The organism is Hyphomicrobiaceae bacterium (genome assembly GCA_041397645.1).
Taxonomy (GTDB): Bacteria; Pseudomonadota; Alphaproteobacteria; order Rhizobiales; family Hyphomicrobiaceae; genus Hyphomicrobium_B.
Genome location: JAWKWE010000004.1, coordinates 115154 through 136991 on the forward strand (window position 1 = coordinate 115154; position 21838 = coordinate 136991).

Consider the following 21838-nt stretch of genomic DNA (forward strand, 5'->3'; position numbering starts at 1 on the left):
ATGACAACATCTTTGCAGACAGAACCACCAGCCATGTCGGCCCCCGTTCACGTTATCGGAGCTGGCCTTGCAGGCTCGGAAGCGGCTTATCAGATCGCGGCCGCTGGCGTCCCAGTCGTCCTGCACGAGATGCGCCCCGACCGCATGACGGATGCTCACAAGACCGACGGCTGCGCCGAGCTCGTGTGCTCCAACTCGTTCCGGTCCGACGACTGGGAGAACAATGCCGTCGGCCTGCTGCACGAGGAGATGCGTCGCGCCAACTCGCTCATCCTGGCTGCGGGCGATATCCATAAGTTACCCGCTGGTGGCGCGCTGGCCGTGGACCGCGATGGCTTCTCGCAAGAAGTGACGCAGCGTCTCGCCGCTCACCCGCTGATCACGATCGCACGCGGCGAGATCGCCGGGCTGCCGCCCGAAGACTGGCACAACGTGATCATAGCGACAGGACCTCTCACCTCGCCGGCTCTCAGCGAAGCCATCGGCGCGCTGACGGATGAGGGATCATTGGCGTTCTTCGATGCCATCGCACCCGTTATCCACCGCGACTCCATCGATACGTCGATTGCGTGGTTCCAATCACGCTACGGCAAGACGGGGCCTGCCGGTACAGGCGCGGACTACATCAACTGCCCCATGAACAAGGAGCAGTATGAAACTTTCATCGACGCGCTGCTTGCCGGTGACAAGACCACGTTCAAGGAGTGGGAGGCGAACACACCCTACTTCGACGGCTGCCTGCCTGTCGAAGTCATGGCCGAGCGCGGACGAGATACATTGCGCTACGGTCCGATGAAGCCTGTGGGGCTTGACGATCCACGCACCGGCCGCTGGCCCTATGCGGTCGTCCAGTTACGCCAGGACAATGCGCTCGGCACACTGTGGAATATGGTGGGCTTTCAGACCAAGCTGAAGCATGGCGAGCAGGTTCGCATTTTCCGAATGATCCCTGGTCTTGAAACGGCCGAGTTTGCGCGGCTCGGCGGTCTGCACCGCAATACCTACATCAATTCGCCCAAGCTGCTGGACACCGAGCTTCGCCTCAAAGCAATGCGGCGCCTGCGGTTCGCAGGGCAAATCACGGGTGTTGAAGGTTATGTTGAAAGTGCCGCCATTGGTCTGCTCGCGGGCAGGTTCGCCGCTGCCGAAGCCCTCGGAAGACCGCTCGCGACGCCTCCTGCCACAACAGCACTTGGCGCGCTCCTCAATCACATCACGGGCGGGCACTTGATTTCGCACGATGACGGCGACCGCGGTGCTCGCTCGTTTCAGCCGATGAATATCAACTACGGACTACTACCAGATCTACCGGCCGCGCCGACGCACGATGGCGAGGGCAAGAAACTGAAGGGGCCCGAACGGGGACGCGCCAAAAAACAGGTGATGTCCCGGCGCGCGATTGCCGACCTGGAGGGCTGGCTCGCAAGCGCAGATCTCAAGGCGAGTGCCTGACCGCGCCGACCTTATCTCGCGCACCTCTCATCACTGCCGCTATTGGACCGGTTCGGGAAGCGGTTCGCTTGTCACCTCAGGTTGCTTATTGGTGCGCACACCAGGATCAGGTGCTCCAATTGCCGGACCGCTAACGCCGGGCTCCGGCTCAATGGGCAACTCCAAAGCTGGATCGGTTGGGCCCGGCGTGTCGAGCGTTTGCTCGGGCGAAACGTCTTGCATAGGTACCGTACCGGTTGCCGGAAGCTGCTGATCGGGCGCGGGCGTTACCGCCGGTGGCTCAGAGGAGACGCGCGCACCTTGAGGCTGAGCCGGGGGAGCGGGAGGCTCCAGAGCCGGTGCGGCAGGCGCCGTCGACGAAGGTGCCGGCATGTCATCGTATTCGGGTGCCGGAGGGTTGGGGTTGGTTTGCCCCAGCGCGGCAGGCGTCGGCTTGTTCAAGCCGCTGACATCGGGCTCAGGAACCCAAGGCTCTTCAGCGGGCGGCGGCGGAACATCCTCTTCGACCTGACGCTCACGTTCGCTACCCTGACCGTGCTTGGTAAGTACGACCCGCGATTTCTCCGCCACCGCATCGGCGATGGCCGCCTGGCCTTCCGCCGTTGGGTGAAATGCGCCCGAGTAGGTTGAGGCCAGCAGAAGCTGGAACCAAGAGAAGTCGTCAAGCTTGAACACCTTGGTCAGCAACGAGGCCGCAACGTGGAAGTTTCCGGTCATGAAGGCATCGTTGGGCGTGCGGAACCAACGCCGTCGTGTCGTATAGGCGCGATAGTCGGCGGGATTGTAGGGAAACCACTTGCCATCGGTCTTGCGCGGCAATCGAAGCTCGTCGGCAATCGACGTTCCGTCTCCCAGAATGCCTGAGCAGATGCCGCGATCTATGAACGCCCGACGATGCGTCTCCACGAACGACCAACCGTAAGTATAGGCACTCTCGCGCATCGTGCGATGCAGCTTGTCGCCGATCCAGGCGCCCTCGCGAAGCTTCTGCTCACTTAGCCGAAAGTCGGGCAGGATCTCCATACCGGCGCGTCCGTCCTTGCACGTCTCGCTGCCGTCTCCCGTCAGAGCCATGCCGGGATAGCCAGTCAAGATGATGCGGTCGCTCTCATTCCAGGGAATATAGAGGAGGTTGTGCAGCGCGCGGTTCAGCGATTTGTAGCGTACGCCAAGGCGCACGATCTGGCTTTGCGCCTCTGCCTGCCCATGGACCTCGCCGATCCAGCCGCCCAGCCATTTGAGGTAGGACTGATCGGCGAGAATCGCGTTGGCGACCAGTCGGGAAAATCCAACGTCGTTGCCGCCAATGGACACGTAAACCAGATCGATCTTGCGCGCGTATTCCATCGGGCACTTGCGCATTACAAGTCCGCCCTTGAGTTCAGAAATGCGCCCGTTGATGTGATAGGCTTCGGGTAGATCGACGGCATCGCTGCGGTGATTGCCGCATTGGGCTTGCGCTGCCGCCGAGATTTGCGACAGCACTGGCGGGTTCGGCACCCATTCGTTGCCCTTATAGCGCAGGAACAATCCGAAGGTGACTTCCGCGCCTGAGCAAGCCAGACCGACGTAAGTTATAGCCCGGTGAGGATCTTCCACGGCAAGCTGCAATGCCGCGCGGAACTGATGCGAATAGAGCGAACGATGACAGGCTTGATCCTCCCAGCGCGCATTCTGTTCGATGAAGGCGCGGTCGCCGATTTGGCGCCAGTTGCCGATGCGCGCGGGATAGCCTGACAAATCCGACGACGTGTCGGACTTGCCGTAGTCGGCGGTGCGATCACGCGAGAAGCGCACAGGCACATCGGGGTTGCCCTCACCCGACGCAAAGCTGTCACCAAGCCCGACGATGAGAAGATCACTGACCTTGATTTGCGAGCGCAGGATCTCGCGTCCGCCAATCTCAACCTTCACTTCCGCGCCATCGGGATAAGGCACGTTCAGAAAGAAGGGATCGCTGCAGGGTTGCGTTACGGCCTTACCGCGGAAGTCGCCGCCACCGAGCGGCGCCGTCAACCAGGTGCATGACAGGCTCGTTGCCTCTTCGAGTCCTTCGATCTCAGTTCTCACGCGATGGCTGTCGGGATTCATGTAGTCGGTAATTTCCGCGCAGCCGTAACGGTTGTCCTTCCAGTCCCAGCACGTCTTGCGAAACATGGTGGACGCCCAACCGTCCACCTCATGGCGACGTTGCAATGCGCGCTCGGCAGAAAGGATTGGCGTGCGCCGTTCCTCAGCTGAGAGCGATTCATAAGTCGCGCGATGAACCTCGGTGTCAGCTGGGTCTGCAAACAATCGAAACGGGTTTTCAACGCGCCATTTAAGCAAAGGCGCAGCCTCCGCACGCGTTTGCGCGAGCGCGGCAAGCACGACGATCGCGATGATCACCGCAACCGCGCCGCGCAAGCTTGCGCAAACAAGATCTCCGATAGCGCCGCGCCGGCGCGCCGATCCGTCCATCGTGCCTGCTCTGTTTTCCTTACAGACGTCCCGTCCTGTGGGCGCGCCAAATGCGCCAGACCCGTACCAGCGGCGCTATCTCTGCAATATCGCGCGTCAAATCATGCTCTTGCCTTTCACAAGCGCGTAAATAGGGCTCCACAAGGGCAAGCGGTAAAATGGCCGCGCGTGGCGCAGGAGAGCCATGCTGAAACGGCGCCCGAAGCTGCTCCAGCGCCGCGCGTGCGCGGCTGGCGATAAGGCCCTTGGCTGCCGATTGAACCAGTGAATCCGGGCCCGCTCCCTCGCCTAACCCAGACTCGGATACCTGCGGCAACGGAAACCGGCCGCGCGCGAAGTCATGCGCCATCGAGACACCAAGCCGTGCCAGACCGTAGGCCCGACCTGCACAGGCTGTGATCTGCTGTAACGCGCTTGATGGCTCTGCGCCGCATATGCGCGCCGCGAGTAGAAAGGGGGTGCCTTCCCGAAGTTCTAATTCGGTGAATAGATCGCTCTCAGTCTCAGGACCAGACGGATAGAATGTGTAGGCGACAGCATCGAACCAATCGTCGGTCAACGCGCGCATGTCGTCGGCTTGCTGCGCAAGCACCTGCGCAAAGGCATCCGCCACCGGATTGCCCGTTGCCGATGGCTGCGGTGCAAGCACAGCATCACGCCACCATTGCAGACGTATTTCGGCTAGATGAGGGTCGGACACGACGAGAGGGATCTTGTTGATCTCTGCTGTGAAAGCTGCAAGCGCCATCAAATCGCTGCGCGCCGTCTTGGGGGCCAGCAAGGACGCAAGATAGCGGTCTGGCTCAAGTGTGCGGGCGCTTTCGCGGACGACTTCGCCCGATTGCGTCCCGCTGACCGCCGCCTCTCCCGCCACCGGAACCTCCCCGCCTATCGCTCAACTTCTCAATCGACAGCGATCAACGCCGCCCCAATCGCACGCTTTTCGGCAAGGAGTATGTTGTAAGTCCGCGCCGCTGCACCCGTCGACATCGGTTCCAGACCGATACCGGCCTGCGCGAAAGCCTGCGTCAGCTCTGCATCGGGAAAGAGTTGCACCTTCCCCGTACCAAGTAACAGCACCGAATGCGGCTTCATCTCGGACAGCACGCGCTCAAAATGATTGAGCGTCAGCCCAGACGCCGAAACAGGCTCCCAGGCGTAGACACCGCTCGGCAAGCAAAGAATTGAGCCGCGGTGGCTCATATCCGCAAAACGGAAGCCACCGTTGCCGTAGGCCGTCACCGCCGCTTCGTAGGGGTATCGGGCCTCGAGCTTCATACGATCACATATCCCGCAGACTTAGGCGCGAGCGGGCGCGTTCCCCTTGGCTTGCGCCTCGCTCCAGTCGCGCTTCACGCCAAGATAGGCGAGAAGCGGCGCTGCAATGAAGATAGACGAATAGGTTCCGATAATGACGCCCAGGAGCATCGCGAAGTTGAAGTTTCGGATCACCTCACCACCAAACGTGTAGAGCATGAACAGAACGACGATGGCCGCCATACTGGTCAGAATGGTGCGCGAGAGCGTCTCGTTCAGCGAAAGATTGAGAAGCTCGTTCAATTCCATCTTCTTAAATTTTCGAAGATTCTCACGAATTCGATCCGACACGACGACCGTATCGTTGACCGAATAACCCAAAATGGTGAGCAAGGCAGCAACCGTCGAAAGATCGAACTCGAATTGGAACAGAGAGAAGATTCCGATCACTACGAGCACGTCGTGCGTCAACGCCACGACCGCGCCGACCGCAAACTGCCACTCGAACCGGAACCAGACGTAAAGGACAATTGCCAGAATACCGGCAGCCACTGCGATCATGCCAGTTTGGCGCAATTCGCTTGATACCGCAGGCCCCACGACTTCAACGCGACGCTGCGTATAACCTGAGCCCACGGTATCGATGACCTTCTTCAGAGCTGCCTGCTGGGCCTTGTCGCCGCCGGGCTGCTCTTCGATACGGATAAGTACGTTTTCCGGGGCACCAAACTGCTGGATCTGCACAGTACCCGCCACCGTGCCGGAGAGATCAGAACGCAGTTTCGAGATGTCCGCGGGCCCAGACTTCGATTGCAGCTCGATCATCGAGCCACCCTTGAAGTCGACGCCGTAGTTCAATCCCTTGGTTGCCACCAGCACCAGCGACAACAGCATCGCAATGATGGAAAGCGCTAGGGCAGGCGCTTTGAAGCGCATGAATGGCAGGCTCAGGTCGTGGGGGAAAAAGTCCCGGCCCTTGAAGTTCGGAATGAGTTTCATGATCACGACGCGGTCTCCCCTCAAACCGGAACTTCAATTTTGCGCTTATCAGGTTGCGCCTTGAGCCATTGCGATACCAGCAGCCTTACCACGGTGACGGAGGCAAAGATCGAGGTGACGATGCCCAGCGTCAGCGTCACGGCGAAGCCGCGAATTGGACCTGAACCGAGCCAGAACATGATGACGGCGCAGGCAAGAGTGGTCAGCTGGCTATCCGCGATGGTCACAAACGCTCGCGTAAAGCCGGCATCGATGGCTGAGAAGGCCTGCTTGCCAGAGCGCAACTCTTCTCGAATGCGCTCGTAGATGAGCACGTTTGCGTCGACAGCCATGGCAACGCCGAGAACCAGACCGGCGATGCCGGGCAACGTCAGCGTTGAACCAATCAGCGTCATCAACGCGAGCGTCAAAATGAGATGCAGGAACAGACCAACCACGGCGAAGATGCCGAAGGTGCCGTAAGCCAGGATCGTCAGCACGATGACGCAAACGGCGCTGATCAGACCGGCGCGTTTACCGGCGTTGATCGAGTCTGCGCCCAGCGACGGACCGACCGTGCGTTCCTCAACGATGGTGAGCTTGGTCGGCAGAGCGCCCGAGCGCAGCTGAACGGCAAGTGCGTTGGAACTCTCGACGGTGAAGTTACCCGAAATCTGCCCCGTACCACCAAGGATCGGCTCGCGGATCACAGGCGCCGACAGCACCTTACCATCGAGCACAATCGCAAACGGCCGGCCGACGTTGTCTTTTGTGAAGGCACCGAACTTTCGCGCGCCAGCCTGGTTGAAGCGGAAGTTGATCACCGGCTCGCCGTTACGGCTGTCAAATGCCGGCTGGGCGTCGGCCAGGTCTTCGCCCTGCACGACAGGTACTTCGCGCAACAGGTAGTCGCCGCCCTCTTCCTTCGTGCCTGGATAGATCTTGTAGCCAGTAGGCACCCCCGTCAGCTTGGCGTCTTCCGCAGTCTGGGATGGATGCACTTCGTGGAACGTCAGCTTCGCGGTCTCACCAAGAATCTTCTTCAGAGGACCAGTGTCCTGCAGTCCAGGATACTGAATCAGAATGCGATCCTGGCCCTGGCGAACAACGGTCGCTTCCGTGGTGCCAAGTGCGTTGACGCGCCGATTGAGCGTAGCGATTGAGGCTTCCGCTGCATGGGCGATGCGCTGGCGGATGCCCTGTTCCGTCGGAGTGAGGAGGATCGTTGAGGGATCGGAACCCTGGGTCACTTCCAGATCCATACCAGCAGACCCCAGAATTGCGTTGCCAATCGGCTGCGCCAGCTTCTTGAGATCCTTGAGTGCAGTCTCCGCATCCTCCGGCTTCACCAGCTTGACGACCATGTGCCCGCCCTGCACGCCGACAGCAGAAGCACCAATCCGCGCATCACGCAGAGATTTTCTCACGCTGTCGCGCAGGTTGTTGAACCAGTCCTTCTTGATCTCATCCTGGTCCATGGCGAGCAATAGATGCGCACCGCCCTGAAGGTCGAGCCCGAGTGGCATCTGCTTGTTCGGGATGAACGAGGGCCAGGACGCCAACTGCTCCTTTGTGAAGAAGTTTGGCAGCGCGATCAGAATGCCCGCAAGGCAAACCAGTAGAATGGCGATGATCTTAGGGCGCGAGAAATTCAGCATTGGATGACTTCTTATCTCGTTCGTAGTCTGCGGATTTACCGGCACCGCTCAGCATCAAAAACGGAGCAATAGAGCGGCAGCCGGATGCCGTGGAATCAGAGGCCGTTGCGCCTCCTGAGGACTTACGCGCTTTCCTTGACGGGCTCGCCCTTGGCGCGCACATCGAGCAGCGTGGACTTCACGACCCGGACCTTGAGGTTATCGGCAAGCTCAACCTCGATCTCGTCAGAGGTGTCGGACACCTTCGTCACCCTGCCGACCATGCCGCCGGATGTAACAACGGTATCCCCGCGCCGAACCGCGCTCAGCTTCGCGCGTTGCTCCTCGGCCCGCTTCGATTGCGGGCGCAGCACGAGGAAATAAAAGATGCCGAGAAGCACCAGCATCATGAGGGGGAAGCTCAGGTCTGCTCCGGTGCTCGAAGATGCTTGTGCAAAGGCTGGCGAGATTAACATTGGCGGGCTGGTCCTTGGGATTGGGTAGAATGAGGCCGTTCAATACGACATCCGGCCCGGGACATGTGGGGTCCCAGGGGCGGGTGTGCAAATTCGGCGCGACTATAGTGGGCGCGGCCTCGAATGCAACCAAAAGGCAAGTTAGGGCGCAAACACCGTTGGCAGGCGGGATTTGTCCAATTAAACACGCAATTCAAACCACTTGGAACCGCCCCGATGCTCGATTGGACCGACCTGAGACCTTTGTTAGAACGTATTGCCTCGGCGCTGGAAAGAGCCAGTCCCCAGCCCCCCGCCCCCGTCGATTTCTCTATGGCGGACGCTTTTGTCTGGTCGGCGGAAGGGGGCGGCAGCTTCATTCCTGTCGAAAGGGTCAGCCGGGTACCTCTCGGTCTGCTGAAGGGCATCGACCACACCGCAGCCATCCTTCTCGACAACACACGGCGGTTTGCGGCGGGCTTGCCAGCCAACAACGCCCTGCTTTGGGGTGCGCGCGGCATGGGCAAGTCAAGCCTCGTGAAGGCGGCACACGCCGAGGCTGGTGAAGAGTTGGCAAAGAAGAAAGACGCCCCGCGCCTCATCCTGATCGAGATTCATCGAGAAGACATCGCCACACTGCCTCATTGCCTGGCGCACCTGAAGGCGAGCCGCAATCGGTTCATCGTCTTTTGCGACGATCTCTCGTTCGACAAGGACGACACCAGCTACAAATCGCTCAAAGCGGTTCTGGAAGGCGGCATCGAAGGCCGGCCGCAGAACGTGCTCTTTTACGCCACCTCGAACCGTCGCCACCTGATGCCGCGCGACATGGTCGAGAACGAGCGCTCTACAGCCATCAACCCCTACGAGGCCGTGGAAGAGAAAGTCTCGTTATCGGACCGCTTCGGTCTTTGGCTGGGCTTTCACAACGCGAGCCAGGACAACTACCTCGATATGGTCCGCGCGTATGTCGATCACTATCACCTTAAGGTGGACCCCAAGCAGCTTGAGACCGAGGCATTGGAATGGTCCACCACCCGCGGCGCACGCTCGGGCCGTGTGGCCTGGCAGTTCATCCAGGATTTGGCGGGGCGGCTCGGAAAAACCCTCGACTGACCTGCACCGTCCAATATTAAGCCTTTTTCGGGCCTTTTCGGTATGCGGCTGGAACTTACGCCGCGTTCAGCATGTTGGCGTCATGATAAGACCTTGCCATCCGTTGATGGTATTTATGCTGACCACGCGCGTCCGACGCGCCAACCGGATGCCCGATCGCCAGAGGTTTTGATGATGAAGCGTTTTGCGTTGCTTGCTCTTGCCGGCTGTGGACTTGCCACCATCGTGGCTTCGGCCCCAGCCGAGGCCCACCATTACCAAAGGCACGGAAAGGCCGCCCCGGTTCATTATGGCGGCAAGCCGGGCTTGGGTTACTGGCGGCGCGGCCCAGCGAAGGGCTACGGATTCGGCTTTTCCAGCTACAAGGGCGATCCATTCGGTGGCGACGACTATTGGGACGGCGATAAGTGCTACTACGTCCACCACAAGAATTTCTGCGTGAAGAATCGCATCTTCACGGGATTCTAGCCGCTCGATTCTCGTTGAGAGTCGCCAATATCAGACAGCGCTCGGGCGACCATGATCGCGCGTGCCGTAGTAGAATATGAACAAGTAGCTCGGCACCGCGAGCAAAGCGTAGGCAAGCTGGAAGTCGATGTGCGCTTTCAGGTGCGCAAACGCGAACGGCATTAATGCTCCACCAGCGATTGCCATAATGAGAAACGCCGAAGCGGTTTCCGTGTGACGTCCCAGCCCTCGGATCGCCAGCGGAAATATCGCCGGCCACATCATGGCATTCGCAAATCCCAAAGCTGCGATAAAGCCGACCGAGGTATATCCGCGCGTGAGGTACGCACCGATGGTGAGCGCAACGCCGATTGCAGCCGAGACGGCGAGATAACGCTCCTGACTGACGAAGCGCGGAATGAGCATCAGCCCCGCTGCATAACCCACCATCATGGCAAACAGCGTGTAGGAGGTGAACAACGCCGTCTGCGAGAGGGGAAGATCAAATCCAGCTCCGTACACTCCGATGGCATCGCCTGCCATGACTTCCACGCCGACATATAAAAACAAGCAGACAACACCTAACCACAGATTCGCAGACCATAAGCTACCGCTGCGCTTGTCGGTGGTCGGCGCATCGTTGACCGCCGAGGGCGACAAATCCGGCAGCCGAGATCGCAAGATCCAAACTCCAAGAAGCGCTAGCAACGCAGCCATGGCCATGTAAGGCCCGTGGACCTGCGCCGCAAAGGCATTCAGCAGATCATCGCGTGCTTGCGGCGTCGGCGCCGATTTCACCTTTGCGGCGAAGTCCTCAAGTCCGTGCAGCACCAACGCACCAAAAACAATTGGAGCAAGGAAACCCGCAAACTTGTTTGCAAGCCCCATGAACGCAATTCTCTGCGCGGCGCTTTCTATCGGGCCGACAATGGAAATGTAGGGGTTGGACGCAGTCTGAAGCAGCGACAGGCCCGCACCGATCACGAATAGCCCGGTGAGCGCGCCGGGATACTGACGCAGGGTGGTGAATTCACCGAAGATGAAGGCCCCCGCCGCCATCACGAACAGCCCAATTGCCATTCCGGCCTTCATGCCGGTTCTCCGCAGTACTGCGGATGCCGGGAGTGCAAGAAAGAAATAAGATAGGTAAAACGCCATCGGGACAAGAAAGGCGTTCACGTCATTCAGATCGAAGGCCAGCTTGACAAAGGTGATGAGCGGTCCGTTGAGCCAAGTGACGAAGCCGAAGATGAAGAACAACACGCCGATGGTCACCATCGACTGCAACGTTTCGCTCTTGGCGATCCGTGTCTGCGTATTGCTCACCGCGCGCGCCCTCAATGAACCCTCGTTCGCTGCCCCATCCGTGGCAAGGCACGATTTCCGATTTTTCTTCGATCCGCAATCGCCTTGATGCCCTGCACGCAATGACAGGCCGATCAATCAGACCGCAGGCAAAATAAAAGAGGCCGGATCCCCGTCAGATCCGGCCTCAAGGCTTCCCTCTATGCTTCGCGCGTGGCGAACCGTATCCCGTGTTGTCCGGCGCTCTTTTACGAGAGTGCCGGTTTATTTTCTAAAGCGGCTCCATGAACGGCGTTGGATCGACGGGCTTTGAACCTTGCCGCAATTCGAAGTGAACCTGCGGCTGATCAACTGTTCCCGTCTTGCCAGCCTTGGCGATCACCTGTCCGCGGGTGACCTTGTCGCCGCGTTTGACAAGCATCTGATCGTTATGCGCATACGCCGTCACCCATCCGTTATCGTGGCGAATGAGGATGAGGTTGCCGTAGCCCTTGAGCTCGCTCCCGGCGTAGGCAATCACGCCACTCTCGGCAGCATGCACGTCCGTCCCGAGCGGCACCGACAGATTGACGCCATCGTTGTGCGTGCCATCCGGGCGTCCGCCGAAACCGGAGATGACGCGACCCACGGCAGGCCAGCGCAGCTTTCCATCGGAAGCAGCCGCCTGTTCCGGCGGAACCGCGATCGCCACCTTGTCACCTTTGGGGGCGACACCGGCTGAAGGCTGTGGCGGTACGGGCGCCACGGTTTCGGCAGGCTGCGAAGAGTTGATGATTGTCGGCTGCGCAGAGCTTTCTGAGATGTTCACCGGAGCGGAAGGAGCCGGCGGCGGAGGCGCAACCGGCGCAGCGGTCGGAATGACACCGGGCTGCGGGCTCGCATCAATTGCAGCAGTCTTCGTCAAAGGAACCGCGGCCGTCTGCGGATACGTCTGGGGAACTCTCAGAACTGTTCCCGCGCGCACCTTCAGCGGATTGGTGATTCCATTGACTTGCTGTAACTCCGTGAAGGGCACCTTATAGGTGCGGGCCACGGCATAGATAGAGTCACCGGGCTGCATTGTGTAGCTCTGAGTGTACTTGGAAGCGACATCCGACGAAACAGCTACCGGTGGCGCGGGAATCGCAGCCGGTGCGGCTGCTGCCATCTGAACGCTGGCGCCCGCCGGCAGATAGAGCTTCTGGCCCGGCCTGATGTCAGGAGACGTCAAGCCATTCACGCTCATCAGCTCGGCGAGCGAGACTTGATGACGGCGCGACAAACCATAAAGCGTGTCGCCGGATTGAACTTCGATAGCCGAACCGCGCTCTGGCTGCGAGACCGACGCAGGCGGCGTCGCCATCGCAACTCTCTGCTCGCCACCGGGCCAATAGAGAGGCTTGGTTCGCTGAGGCATTGCAGGCGCCGCCGCAACGGAAGCTGGCGGAGGGGGCGCATAGGCGCTTGGCGGCGTCGCATCGGGTAAAGCTTGAGCCTCTACCCCCTGCGGACCGCCCGCCCCGTAAGGTCCCGGATGCTGCGCATGCGCGACTGGGTTGACATAATCCGTCGAACCGGGGCTCGCCGATTCAACAGATGACGTCGACTCTGGGGGATCGTTGAGGTTGAACGAAGCGCTGTCAAAGCGCGTGACGTCCGCACTGCAGCCGGAGGCTACCGCGGATAGAATTAAAGCGGCACAATGCGCGGGTTTGAGGCCAAAACGACCGCGCCAGCCGAAGCCAGACAAATACATCATGATACGCACCTCTACTCGCATCATCCATTAACCTTCCTTCGGTTAACGCCCAGTTAACGCGACTGGAGATGCGATCCCGCGCTGTCCTTCCCACAAGGCGCTCAGGAGGATGCAAGGTGCTTCGGGCTAAATCGTCCGCACACGTAAAACCATTGAGAGTTCTACGCTTCCCGCCGTCTTCGCCATCTCGAATTATTAGACGCAGAATGCGCTTAATTCGGGGACGGAATTCGGCATTACCTTGTCTTTTGCGGTGTCTGCAACTCTTAACGCAGGGTCCTTCAGACAGCGTTTTTTAGATGTTCAGACAGCGCAACAACGGCCGATGGATCGGTCATATCCACGCTCAAGGGCGTTACCGAAATCTTTTTTTCAGCCATAGCCGCAAGGTCCGAACCCTCGATAAGCGTCGAGCGGCGACGCTCAAAACCGAACCAGAAATATGGCGTTCCCCACGGGTCGGTCCGGCTGTCGATATGCAGCGAAGCCTGATCGCGAATGCCCTGGCGCGTGACGGTGACACCGGCGATCTCATCGGCTCCAACGCCCGGGAAATTCACGTTCATCAACCGCCCCGGAGCCCACGGCCCTTTGAGCAGCGCGTTGATCAATTTGGGCGCGTGTACGAGCGGCGTATCCCAAATCGGTTTGCGGTCGCCTTCCTCGAAGCCCAGCATCAACGACAGCGCGATTGAGCGGATGCCGAGAAGCGTACCCTCCATCGCGGCCGCAACAGTCCCCGAGTATGTGATGTCCTCGGCGAGATTGGAGCCGTGATTGATACCTGAGAGAACGAGATCGGGCGGCTGGTCCTTCATGATGTGGCGCACGGCCATGATCACGCAATCGGTGGGCGTACCTGCCGTCGCGAAGGTTCGCGCATCGATCTGGCGCAATCGCAGCGGCTCGTGCAACGTCATCGAGTGCGCTGTGCCCGATTGATTGGTTTCCGGAGCGACCGTCCACACGTCGCCAGAAATGCCCCGCGCAATAGTGGTGAGAACCTCCAGGCCCTTCGCGTGAATGCCGTCGTCGTTGGTCACTAGAATGCGCATCGCGGTCCTTCTCAATTCTCAACGTGCGCGCGGCACCGGCTCAGTTGATCACATCCCCAGTTACGCTGACACGAATGCCGCAACTGCCTGCCTGCGCTGCAGCTTCTTCGTCGCGCATGCCAGTCGCCGTCACTTCATCGGGGTGCAGGCACCAGACGCGCTCTGCGGCGTACACAAATACTCCGATCTGATCCTGCTCGACCAGTCCGATGACATATCCGCGTTGACCCGCCACCTCTTCATCGACGAAGTCCGGGCTTATTATGACTATGTCGTAGGTTCTTAACACGCGGGCTTTTATCCCCTACTCATTCCAGCGGCCAAATGGCACGCGCTAAGCTTTGGCGATCTTTTCCAAGCCGCCCATGTAACCGCGCAGCACTTCAGGAACGACAATCGACCCGTCGGCCTGCTGATAGTTCTCCATGACGGCGATGAGTGTGCGCCCAACCGCAAGACCCGAGCCGTTGAGCGTATGAACGTGGCGAACATCCTTACCGCCTTTGACGCGATAACGTGCATTCATACGGCGCGCCTGGAAATCACCACAGACCGAGCATGAGGAAATTTCGCGATAGGCGTCCTGACCGGGCAGCCACACTTCGAGGTCGTATGTCTTCTGCGAAGCAAATCCCATGTCGCCCGTACACAGAAGCATTGTACGGAACGGCAGCTCTAGCCGCTTCAAGACTTCCTCGGCACATCCCGTCATGCGCTCATGCTCTTCCAGCGACTGCTCGGGCGTGGTGATGGTGACGAGTTCAACCTTCGAGAACTGATGCTGGCGAATCATGCCGCGCGTATCGCGTCCCGCGGCCCCTGCTTCAGAACGAAAGCACGGCGTCCACGCCGTCATACGCATCGGCAGTTTGTCCTCATCGAGGATCTGCTCGCGAACAATGTTGGTGAGAGGAATCTCGGCAGTCGGAACGAGCCAGAAGTTTTCCTCTTTGACGTCCTCGGGATCGATGTAAGGCTCGACGCGCTGCGTGGCGGCAATGGCCTGCAACGTTTTCACATAATCGAGCCCGCGAAACGCCGAAAACAGATCGCCTTCAAACTTCGGCAGGTTGCCGGTGCCGTACGCAGCCTGGTCTTTCACCAGCAGCGGAGGATTGTGCTCGGTGTATCCGCCCAGATTCCCATTTGCCGGGGCGGTATGAAGATCGAGCATGAAGGATGCGATCGCACGCTCCAATCGAGCCAGGGATCCCCTGAGGATCACAAAGCGGGCTCCTGAGATCCGTGCTGCGGCTTCGAAGTCCATCAAACCCAGCGCCTCGCCAAGCTCGAAATGCTGCTTTGGCGCAAAGTCGAATTTTTTTGGCGTGCCGACGCGACGGACTTCCGTGTTGTCGTGCTCGTCCTTGCCGAGCGGCACATCTTCACGCGGCATGTTTGGAATAACGGCAAGCTTTGCATCAAGCGCAGCCTGCATCACCCGTTCTTCGTCTTCTCCCTTGGAGATAGCTTCCTTGAGGTCGGCAACTTCCGCCATCAGCTTGGAAGCAAGCGCTTCATCCTTTGCACCCTTGGCTTTGCCGATCTCCTTGGAGGCTGCATTGCGCCGCGATTGGGCTTCCTGCAGGCGCGTCTTCACGGCACGCAGAGCTTCGTCATCCCGGATCAACCCCTGAGCCAATGGCTCCAGCCCCCTGCGGGCGAGCGCGGCATCGAAGCTGTCTGCGTTGTCTCTGATCCATTTGATGTCGAACACGAGGCGCTATCCCTCTCAATTGGCGGTTGGCCGGATTTTAGGGATCGTCATAATGCGCGCCGCGCTCATGGTCCAGCGGGGCAGGCCGAGTTCCGGCCCCTCCCCGTGCGACCTATCGCGAAGATCGGAAAAATAGGCGTCTGGAAAGCTGGAAAAACCGCCTCAGGCGCTTTCCCCCTCTTTCTCCTTGGCCTTCATCATGCGTTCTACGTAGCGCACGGCGATAATGGATCCCTCGTACAGCAGAACCGTGGGAAGGGCCATGATGACCATGCTCAACGCATCGGGCGGGGTCATGAGCGCCGCCATTGCGAAGATGCCGACGATTGCGTAGCGGCGCGCGCCGACAAGCCCATCGGCCGTCACCACGCCCGCACGAGCCAGCAGCGTCACAACAACAGGAAGCTGGAACACGATACCGAAGCCGAAAATGAGGGTCATGATCAGCGACAGATATTCCGACACCTTCGGCATCAGCTCGATGGTCGGGCCCGACCCGTCGCCTGCACTCGCAAGACCGAGCGAGAACTTAATGAGCACGGGCATTGCGATGAAGTAGACGACCATCGCGCCAACCACGAACAGGATCGGCGTCGCGATGAGATACGGTAGAAATGCCTTGCGCTCGTTCTTGTACAGCCCCGGAGCGACGAACTTGTAGATCTGCATCGCGACTATCGGGAAGGAGATAAACCCGGCACCGAACATCGCGAGCTTCACATGCGTCATGATCTGCTCAAGAAAATGCGTCGCGATCAGCCGCACGTGGCTGCTGCCGGATGCCCACTCATACGGCCACACAAGAACGTTGTAGATGTGGCGTGCAACCGAGAAGCAGAGCAAGAAGGCGACGAAGAAGGCCAGCAACGCATAGATCAGCCGCGTGCGCAGCTCGATGAGATGATCGAGTAGCGGCGCTTTGGAAGCGTCGATCTCGTCCTGGCCGTTTTTCTTGTCGTTGCTGTCGCCAGACCCTGTGAGCTTGTCGAGCACGGTTGATCAAGTCTCCGGGTTGGCTGGAGAGGGCATCGGGACGCTGGCTGGATCCGGCAAATCAGATTTCGCAGTCGCGGGTGTCGCCCTATCCTGCTCATGGTCATCCGTGGCGGTGCTAACCGGTTCGGCCGGTGCCGTCGTATCTGAAGACGAGGCGGCAACTTCCGGCTTCGGCCTCACATAGACCTGCCCCGTCGGCGCGGGCGTTGGAAACACCGCCGCAGCAGCCGCCGCAGTGAAGGATCCCGGTTGGCCACTCGCGGCAGTCGCCGACGCGCTCTGCGCACCTGCCTGAAGGGCTGTCGCCTGGCCTGCGTCCTTAAGTGCATTCTCAGCGCCCATGACCTCCGCATTCACGGAGGCCTGCATCTTCTTCATCTCTTCCTTCATCGCATCGAGTTCGGCTTCGCGCATGGCGGCGTCGAACTGAGCGCGGAAATCAGAAGCGTGGCGGCGCAATATTCCTGCGTACCGTCCGATGGTGCGCAAAAATACCGGCAGCTCCTTGGGACCAACGAACAGCAAGGTCACCACGGCAAGGATGAGCAGCTCACTCCAGCCAATTTCGAGCATGTGTATCCGTCCGCCCGGCTATGGGCTCAACACAGAGAAGCCTGGACGGCGCGTCAGCCGGTTTTCTCGCGCGTGGAGACGTCGTTGTCGATCGTCTTGGGAGGCTCGGACTTGGCGATCTCCTCGTCCTCCGCCATGCCCTTCTTGAAGCTCTTGATGCCTTTGGCGACGTCGCCCATGAGCTCGGAAATCTTACCGCGTCCGAACAGAAGCAAGCCGACCACAATCAAAAGCAGGAAATGCTGTGCACTAAGACCCATGGAACGAAACCTTCTCGAATTTGTCCGCTGGTGGAGGTTTAACCACCTAGCACCATTTCAGGGCACTATTGCAGAAGTGCCCCCTCCCGGCAAGTTCAAGGGGCCTGCCACAGCCTTAAGGAGAAGCAATGTTGGATGTACTCAAGTATCGGTCTCGGCAGCGAAAACCAGAACTGAGCCCGGCGCGGTGTCGACCTTAACTTCGGCCCCCTTAGCCAGGGCATCCTTTTGGTCCACACGCACCTTCAACGGCCGCTCGAAGCCCGAAACTGCAACGTCTAGGCGGGTGCTGTCGCCCAGGAACTTCACGCCAAGAATACGTCCGGGAAGCCCGCTTCCGGCGGTTGCGCTCGCCGTAACATTCAGGCCCCGCTCGCGCAAACACACGACCGCATCGGCGCCTTCTGCAATGCCGGGGGCCGGAAACACGCCGACCGGGGTATCAACTTTTCCTGAACGCACGCGAGCGGGAAACTCGTTAATTTCGGAGAAAAGCCGCGCCACGAATAGATCGGCGGGAGCGCGGTAGAGATCTTCCGCACGGCCCGCCTGGACGACGCGTCCGCGCCGCAGAACGACGATACGGTCACCCATCCGCATTGCCTCTTCAGGATGATGGGTGACGATAAGCGATGTGGCGCGCGTTTCGCGGAGAAGGGCCAACGTCTCTTCCTGCATCGCCTCGCGGAGTTGTACATCGAGCCCGGAAAAGGGCTCGTCCATGAGCATGACTGCTGGGCGGGGCACAATTGCGCGCGCCAATGCCACCCGCTGCTGCTGACCGCCCGAGAGTACGCTGGGATAGCTGTTCGCCATATCCAGAAGCCCGACACGATCGAGGATGGCGCGGGCCGCTTTCAGGCTTTCGTCGCGCGCCAGCGCTTTCAAGCCGAAAGCCACGTTGTCGAGCACCGTCAAATGAGGAAACAGCGCGAAGTCTTGGAACATCAAGCCCACGCCTCGGTTTTCCGGTGGCACAAAGCGATTTGGACCGGCGACCTCGCGTTCGTTGATCAACACCCGGCCCGACGACGGCCTTTCGATGCCGGAAATGACGCGGAGAAGTGTGGTCTTGCCGCAACCGGACGGTCCAAGCAGGCAAACAATCTCTCCGGGCTTTATATCGAGATCGATCCCGTTCAGCGCACCGGCATCGTCGTAGGCTTTCGTGACACCTTCAAGCTGTATCCGCGCGGCAAAGGTCGCCGCTGCCCGCGCTTTCAGCCCGGGCTCCGAGCTGCGCGCTGCGACTGGCGGTCCACCGCTTGCTTCACGTATCCTAGTCAATGCCGAACGCGCCAATCTTAGGGGCCTACTCGTTGAGGGCGATCTTCCACCCCTACACTCGTCTCAGTCTTCGCTGTCGTCGGCGTGCCGCGTCGACGCACCGTCGTCGTCTTCATGTCCGCTATCGCCGTCGGCTTCGACATCGCGTGCGGAATCCGTGCTCGCGTCTTCCCTCTCGGTTGCGCTCGGTGCATCGATTTCGACGTCAGCGTCAGCTTCGACCTCAACTTCTACTTCGCCAATAGAGTCCTCGTCTTCCTCGTGCAAGGCCAGGTTGCCTTGCGCATCTTCATCGCCGTCGTCCTCAAGCGGAAGCTCGTCGGGCATCAGCGCTGCGACGTCCGTTGGCTCGGGCACTTTGAAGTCAGGTGGCAAATTGGCGTCGAGCAGGCCAGAAGCCTTCAGTTCGGCCAAGCCCGGCAGATCCCTGATCTGATCCAACCCAAAATGGGTCAGGAAAAGTTCTGTGGTGCCATAGGTGATCGGACGCCCGGGCGCACGGCGGCGGCCACGCGGACGGATCCAGGCAGTTTCCATCAAGAGGTCAAGCGTGCCGGGCGAGATCGAAACGCCTCTAATCTCCTCGATCTCGGCGCGCGTCACTGGCTGGTGATAGGCGATGATGGCCAGCGTTTCGAGCGCTGCCTTTGAGAGCTTGCGCTCCTCAGACATCTCGCGCTCTAGCAGGAAAGAGAGATCGTCGGCAGTGCGAAACAGCCACTTGCCGGCCACCTTCACCAGATTGACGCCGCGGTCGGCGTAGCTCTTTTGCAGCTCATCCAAAAGCGCGCCGACATCGTCATCGGTCTCGACGCAAACCTGAAGAGCCGCAACATCGAGCGGATGGGAAGATGCAAAAAGCATCGCTTCCAAACGACGGATCTTCTCGCGATGGGCCCGCTCGGCCAAGTGATCGACCGCGGCCTCAGGATCGGAAAGCGCAGAAGGACGCTCGGCGGGCTGCCCCGCCGCAATCTCATCTTCGGACGTGCTCATCTCGTCCTTGTCGCGCGTGTTATCCGACACCAACGTCAATCTCGGCGGAACCATCGGCGTAATGCCCCCCAGCTTCCTATCGCAAATTACGCCCTAGTACCCAACGCTCCCTCAGATGAGGCTTAACCAACCCGCTGCCATTCGTCGCCTGAACCACGTTTACGCATGTAGATCGGGGCGAACGGTTCATCCTGACGCAGCTCAACGAGGCCTTCGCGCGCCATTTCCAGCGTAGCACCGAACGAACTGGCGAGCGCGGTGCGCTCTTCCTCTCCATGCGGAAGATATTGCTCAAGGAAAAGATCGAGCTGCGTCCAATCGCCAGTAGTGGCCCCCACCAGCCGCTCCAGACGCTGGCGCGCATCCTTAATCGACCAGACCCTGCGTGCCCGAACCACATGCACGACCTTTATCGTGCGGCGGCGCTGTTCGGCGTAGGCTTTCAAAAGGTCGTAGACTTCCGCGGTCCAGGTCGTTTCCTTTACCGTTCGCACGGTCTCAGGCGTACCGCGCACGAACACGTCGCGACCGAGCCGCTTTCGCGTCATCAACCGCGCGGCCGCAGTTCGCATGGCTTCGAGCCGCATCAAGCGGAAGGCGAGACGCTGCGCCATCTCTTCCGCGCTTTGGGTCTGAGGGTCTTCCTTCTCGCGCGGGATCAGCAGCTTAGATTTAAGATAGGCGAGCCAAGCCGCCATGACGAGATAGTCGGCCGCAAGCTCGAGCTTCAGCGACTGCGCTTGTGCGATGAAATCGAGATATTGCTCGACCAATGGCAGAATAGCGATTTTTGAGATGTCGACTTTCTGCGTGCGAGCAAGTGCCAGCAACAGGTCGAGCGGCCCCTCAAACCCCTCGACATCGACGATGAACGCATCGCCGGCACTCGGCACGTCGTCAAGCCCAGGAGCCTGCCAGCCCTGCTCTTCCTCGTTGCCTGATGTCGCGGTGTCGCCGTTCATCCGTTCTCGTCTTTGTACTCAAATCGCCGTGCCCTGAGACGATCCCAGGACTAGACCTTACCGCACACTACACTGATTCAGGAGATTGCGCAGAGAGCGTACCTTCTCTGAGAACCTCTTCCAGCATGGCCAGAGCCTCCGCTCGGTCGAAGGATTGAACCGTTCGCGTGATGGCGCAGGCACGTGCGAATCGCTCTTGCGCCGGTCCTGAAAGCGTAGGCACACCCTCGGCAGCGGCGCGCATCTCGCTCATATCGCCGTTGCAGTGAAGCGCGACGTCACAGCCCGCTGCGATGACAGATTCGGCACGCGTGCGCATTGGCCCGGAAAGCGCATGCATCGATAAATCGTCGCTCATCAGGAGACCATCGAAGCCGATCTCGCCGCGAATGATGTCCTGCGTAACCCTACGCGAGGTCGTCGCTGGCGCGCTGTCGTCGATTGCGGAGAAGACGACGTGCGCCGTCATGGCTGCGGGAGCATCGCGCAAAGCATGGAATGGCACGAAATCGCTCGCAGACAGCTGCGCATGTGGCGTCTCGACGACTGGCAGCGCAAGATGACTGTCGGAGCGCGCGCGGCCGTGCCCGGGGATGTGTTTGATGACGGGGACGACGCCGCCTGCGATGTGGCCCGCAATTACCTCATGTGCCAGAGCGATGATCGTAAACGGATCGGTTCCGAATGCCCTGTCCCCGATGATGTCGTGAGCGCCAGGAACCGGCACGTCGAGAACGGGCGTGCAGTTGGTGTTGATGCCGAGTGCGCGCAGATCCTCCGCCATGAGGCGCGCGACCACGCGAGCGGCATGAATGGCATGCATCCCGACGCGGGCATACATATCCCCATAGCGCCGGGCAGGCGGCAGCGCGCGCCCCAATGCGCCGCGCAATCGTTGCACTCTGCCACCTTCCTGATCGATGAGGACGAGAAAATCCTCCGCGCCGACAGCATCGCGCGTCTGCGCAATCAGCGTCTTGATCTGCTCCAGGTCGTGGCAGTTGCGACTAAAGAGAATAAGGCCGGCCGGACGGACGTCGCGATAAAACGCGCGCTCTTCGTCCGTCAGCGAAGTCGATGAGAGACCGGCGATCAAAGCGGCTTGCATAGAGTGATCAAAGCCTTCCAAAAGGGCGTTGTGCGAGCC

General features: G+C 60.0%; 21 protein-coding genes. 3 read left to right on the plus strand and 18 right to left on the minus strand.

The window, feature by feature from the left end:
- Entirely contained in the window at positions 1-1452 is a 1452-nt protein-coding gene (gene trmFO, locus R3D51_00620; GenBank protein ID MEZ5897972.1) for a methylenetetrahydrofolate--tRNA-(uracil(54)-C(5))-methyltransferase (FADH(2)-oxidizing) TrmFO, read from the plus strand.
- A 39-nt stretch (positions 1453-1491) separates the two neighbouring features.
- Here the strand turns inward: trmFO and R3D51_00625 are convergent, their stop codons facing one another.
- The 6 genes from R3D51_00625 to yajC form a co-directional block, all read right to left on the minus strand.
- Positions 1492-3912, minus strand: coding sequence for a hypothetical protein (locus tag R3D51_00625; GenBank protein ID MEZ5897973.1), 2421 nt, complete (start codon positions 3910-3912; stop codon positions 1492-1494).
- Between the two features lie 19 nt (positions 3913-3931).
- Entirely contained in the window at positions 3932-4786 is an 855-nt protein-coding gene (locus tag R3D51_00630; protein ID MEZ5897974.1) for a squalene/phytoene synthase family protein, read from the minus strand.
- A gap of 29 nt (positions 4787-4815) precedes the next feature.
- Positions 4816-5190 (minus strand): MTH938/NDUFAF3 family protein, encoded by a 375-nt coding sequence (locus R3D51_00635; protein MEZ5897975.1) that lies wholly within the window; start codon positions 5188-5190, stop codon positions 4816-4818.
- 21 nt (positions 5191-5211) lie between these two features.
- A complete protein-coding gene (gene secF / locus R3D51_00640; protein MEZ5897976.1) occupies positions 5212-6168 on the minus strand; it encodes a protein translocase subunit SecF in 957 nt (318 codons plus the stop codon).
- Positions 6169-6188: 20 nt separating this feature from the next.
- Complete coding sequence (secD, locus tag R3D51_00645; protein MEZ5897977.1) at positions 6189-7805, minus strand: protein translocase subunit SecD; 1617 nt, start codon at positions 7803-7805, stop codon at positions 6189-6191.
- Positions 7806-7927: 122 nt separating this feature from the next.
- The gene (gene yajC, locus R3D51_00650; protein MEZ5897978.1) at positions 7928-8260 is read right to left on the minus strand and encodes a preprotein translocase subunit YajC; all 333 of its coding nucleotides are present in this window, start codon (positions 8258-8260) and stop codon (positions 7928-7930) included.
- Positions 8261-8476: 216 nt separating this feature from the next.
- On the opposite strand from yajC, the gene R3D51_00655 reads away from it, so the two are divergent.
- Together R3D51_00655 and R3D51_00660 are read left to right on the plus strand one after the other, a co-directional pair.
- Positions 8477-9355: an ATP-binding protein gene (locus R3D51_00655; GenBank protein ID MEZ5897979.1), complete on the plus strand. Its 879-nt coding sequence runs from the start codon at positions 8477-8479 to the stop codon at positions 9353-9355.
- A gap of 171 nt (positions 9356-9526) precedes the next feature.
- A complete protein-coding gene (locus tag R3D51_00660; GenBank protein ID MEZ5897980.1) occupies positions 9527-9823 on the plus strand; it encodes a hypothetical protein in 297 nt (98 codons plus the stop codon).
- Positions 9824-9853: 30 nt separating this feature from the next.
- Here R3D51_00660 and R3D51_00665 read toward each other — a convergent pair whose 3' ends face one another.
- From R3D51_00665 to nagZ, 12 genes are all read right to left on the minus strand, one after another.
- Positions 9854-11128 carry a sugar MFS transporter gene (locus R3D51_00665; protein ID MEZ5897981.1) on the minus strand — a complete coding sequence of 425 codons (1275 nt, stop codon included), beginning with the start codon at positions 11126-11128 and terminating at the stop codon, positions 9854-9856.
- A 250-nt stretch (positions 11129-11378) separates the two neighbouring features.
- A complete protein-coding gene (locus R3D51_00670) occupies positions 11379-12869 on the minus strand; it encodes a LysM peptidoglycan-binding domain-containing M23 family metallopeptidase (GenBank protein MEZ5897982.1) in 1491 nt (496 codons plus the stop codon).
- 257 nt (positions 12870-13126) lie between these two features.
- On the minus strand, positions 13127-13900 hold the full coding sequence (surE, locus tag R3D51_00675; protein MEZ5897983.1) for a 5'/3'-nucleotidase SurE: 774 nt from the start codon (positions 13898-13900) through the stop codon (positions 13127-13129).
- A 40-nt stretch (positions 13901-13940) separates the two neighbouring features.
- Positions 13941-14189 carry an Imm31 family immunity protein gene (imm31, locus tag R3D51_00680; GenBank protein ID MEZ5897984.1) on the minus strand — a complete coding sequence of 83 codons (249 nt, stop codon included), beginning with the start codon at positions 14187-14189 and terminating at the stop codon, positions 13941-13943.
- Positions 14190-14234: 45 nt separating this feature from the next.
- Complete coding sequence (gene serS, locus R3D51_00685; GenBank protein MEZ5897985.1) at positions 14235-15617, minus strand: serine--tRNA ligase; 1383 nt, start codon at positions 15615-15617, stop codon at positions 14235-14237.
- 162 nt (positions 15618-15779) lie between these two features.
- Positions 15780-16610: a twin-arginine translocase subunit TatC gene (tatC, locus tag R3D51_00690; protein MEZ5897986.1), complete on the minus strand. Its 831-nt coding sequence runs from the start codon at positions 16608-16610 to the stop codon at positions 15780-15782.
- 6 nt (positions 16611-16616) lie between these two features.
- Positions 16617-17186, minus strand: coding sequence for a Sec-independent protein translocase protein TatB (tatB, locus tag R3D51_00695; GenBank protein ID MEZ5897987.1), 570 nt, complete (start codon positions 17184-17186; stop codon positions 16617-16619).
- A 53-nt stretch (positions 17187-17239) separates the two neighbouring features.
- Positions 17240-17446: a twin-arginine translocase TatA/TatE family subunit gene (locus R3D51_00700; protein MEZ5897988.1), complete on the minus strand. Its 207-nt coding sequence runs from the start codon at positions 17444-17446 to the stop codon at positions 17240-17242.
- A 141-nt stretch (positions 17447-17587) separates the two neighbouring features.
- A complete protein-coding gene (locus R3D51_00705; GenBank protein MEZ5897989.1) occupies positions 17588-18733 on the minus strand; it encodes an ABC transporter ATP-binding protein in 1146 nt (381 codons plus the stop codon).
- Positions 18734-18796: 63 nt separating this feature from the next.
- Positions 18797-19783 carry an SMC-Scp complex subunit ScpB gene (gene scpB, locus R3D51_00710; GenBank protein ID MEZ5897990.1) on the minus strand — a complete coding sequence of 329 codons (987 nt, stop codon included), beginning with the start codon at positions 19781-19783 and terminating at the stop codon, positions 18797-18799.
- Positions 19784-19851: 68 nt separating this feature from the next.
- A complete protein-coding gene (locus R3D51_00715; GenBank protein MEZ5897991.1) occupies positions 19852-20691 on the minus strand; it encodes a ScpA family protein in 840 nt (279 codons plus the stop codon).
- Positions 20692-20758: 67 nt separating this feature from the next.
- A complete protein-coding gene (gene nagZ, locus R3D51_00720; GenBank protein ID MEZ5897992.1) occupies positions 20759-21799 on the minus strand; it encodes a beta-N-acetylhexosaminidase in 1041 nt (346 codons plus the stop codon).
- Between the last annotated feature and the right edge of the window lie 39 nt (positions 21800-21838).

What these genes read in the sequence shown, in the direction of transcription:
- trmFO (MEZ5897972.1), top strand. Translation starts at nt 1, where the DNA reads ATGACAACATCTTTGCAGACAGAACCACCAGCCATGTCGGCCCCCGTT.
- R3D51_00625 (MEZ5897973.1), bottom strand. Translation starts at nt 3,912, where the DNA reads ATGGACGGATCGGCGCGCCGGCGCGGCGCTATCGGAGATCTTGTTTGC.
- R3D51_00635 (MEZ5897975.1), bottom strand. Translation starts at nt 5,190, where the DNA reads ATGAAGCTCGAGGCCCGATACCCCTACGAAGCGGCGGTGACGGCCTAC.
- secF (MEZ5897976.1), bottom strand. Translation starts at nt 6,168, where the DNA reads ATGAAACTCATTCCGAACTTCAAGGGCCGGGACTTTTTCCCCCACGAC.
- secD (MEZ5897977.1), bottom strand. Translation starts at nt 7,805, where the DNA reads ATGCTGAATTTCTCGCGCCCTAAGATCATCGCCATTCTACTGGTTTGC.
- yajC (MEZ5897978.1), bottom strand. Translation starts at nt 8,260, where the DNA reads ATGTTAATCTCGCCAGCCTTTGCACAAGCATCTTCGAGCACCGGAGCA.
- R3D51_00655 (MEZ5897979.1), top strand. Translation starts at nt 8,477, where the DNA reads ATGCTCGATTGGACCGACCTGAGACCTTTGTTAGAACGTATTGCCTCG.
- R3D51_00660 (MEZ5897980.1), top strand. Translation starts at nt 9,527, where the DNA reads ATGATGAAGCGTTTTGCGTTGCTTGCTCTTGCCGGCTGTGGACTTGCC.
- R3D51_00670 (MEZ5897982.1), bottom strand. Translation starts at nt 12,869, where the DNA reads ATGATGCGAGTAGAGGTGCGTATCATGATGTATTTGTCTGGCTTCGGC.
- surE (MEZ5897983.1), bottom strand. Translation starts at nt 13,900, where the DNA reads ATGCGCATTCTAGTGACCAACGACGACGGCATTCACGCGAAGGGCCTG.
- tatB (MEZ5897987.1), bottom strand. Translation starts at nt 17,186, where the DNA reads ATGCTCGAAATTGGCTGGAGTGAGCTGCTCATCCTTGCCGTGGTGACC.
- R3D51_00700 (MEZ5897988.1), bottom strand. Translation starts at nt 17,446, where the DNA reads ATGGGTCTTAGTGCACAGCATTTCCTGCTTTTGATTGTGGTCGGCTTG.
- scpB (MEZ5897990.1), bottom strand. Translation starts at nt 19,783, where the DNA reads ATGGTTCCGCCGAGATTGACGTTGGTGTCGGATAACACGCGCGACAAG.
- R3D51_00715 (MEZ5897991.1), bottom strand. Translation starts at nt 20,691, where the DNA reads ATGAACGGCGACACCGCGACATCAGGCAACGAGGAAGAGCAGGGCTGG.
- nagZ (MEZ5897992.1), bottom strand. Translation starts at nt 21,799, where the DNA reads ATGCAAGCCGCTTTGATCGCCGGTCTCTCATCGACTTCGCTGACGGAC.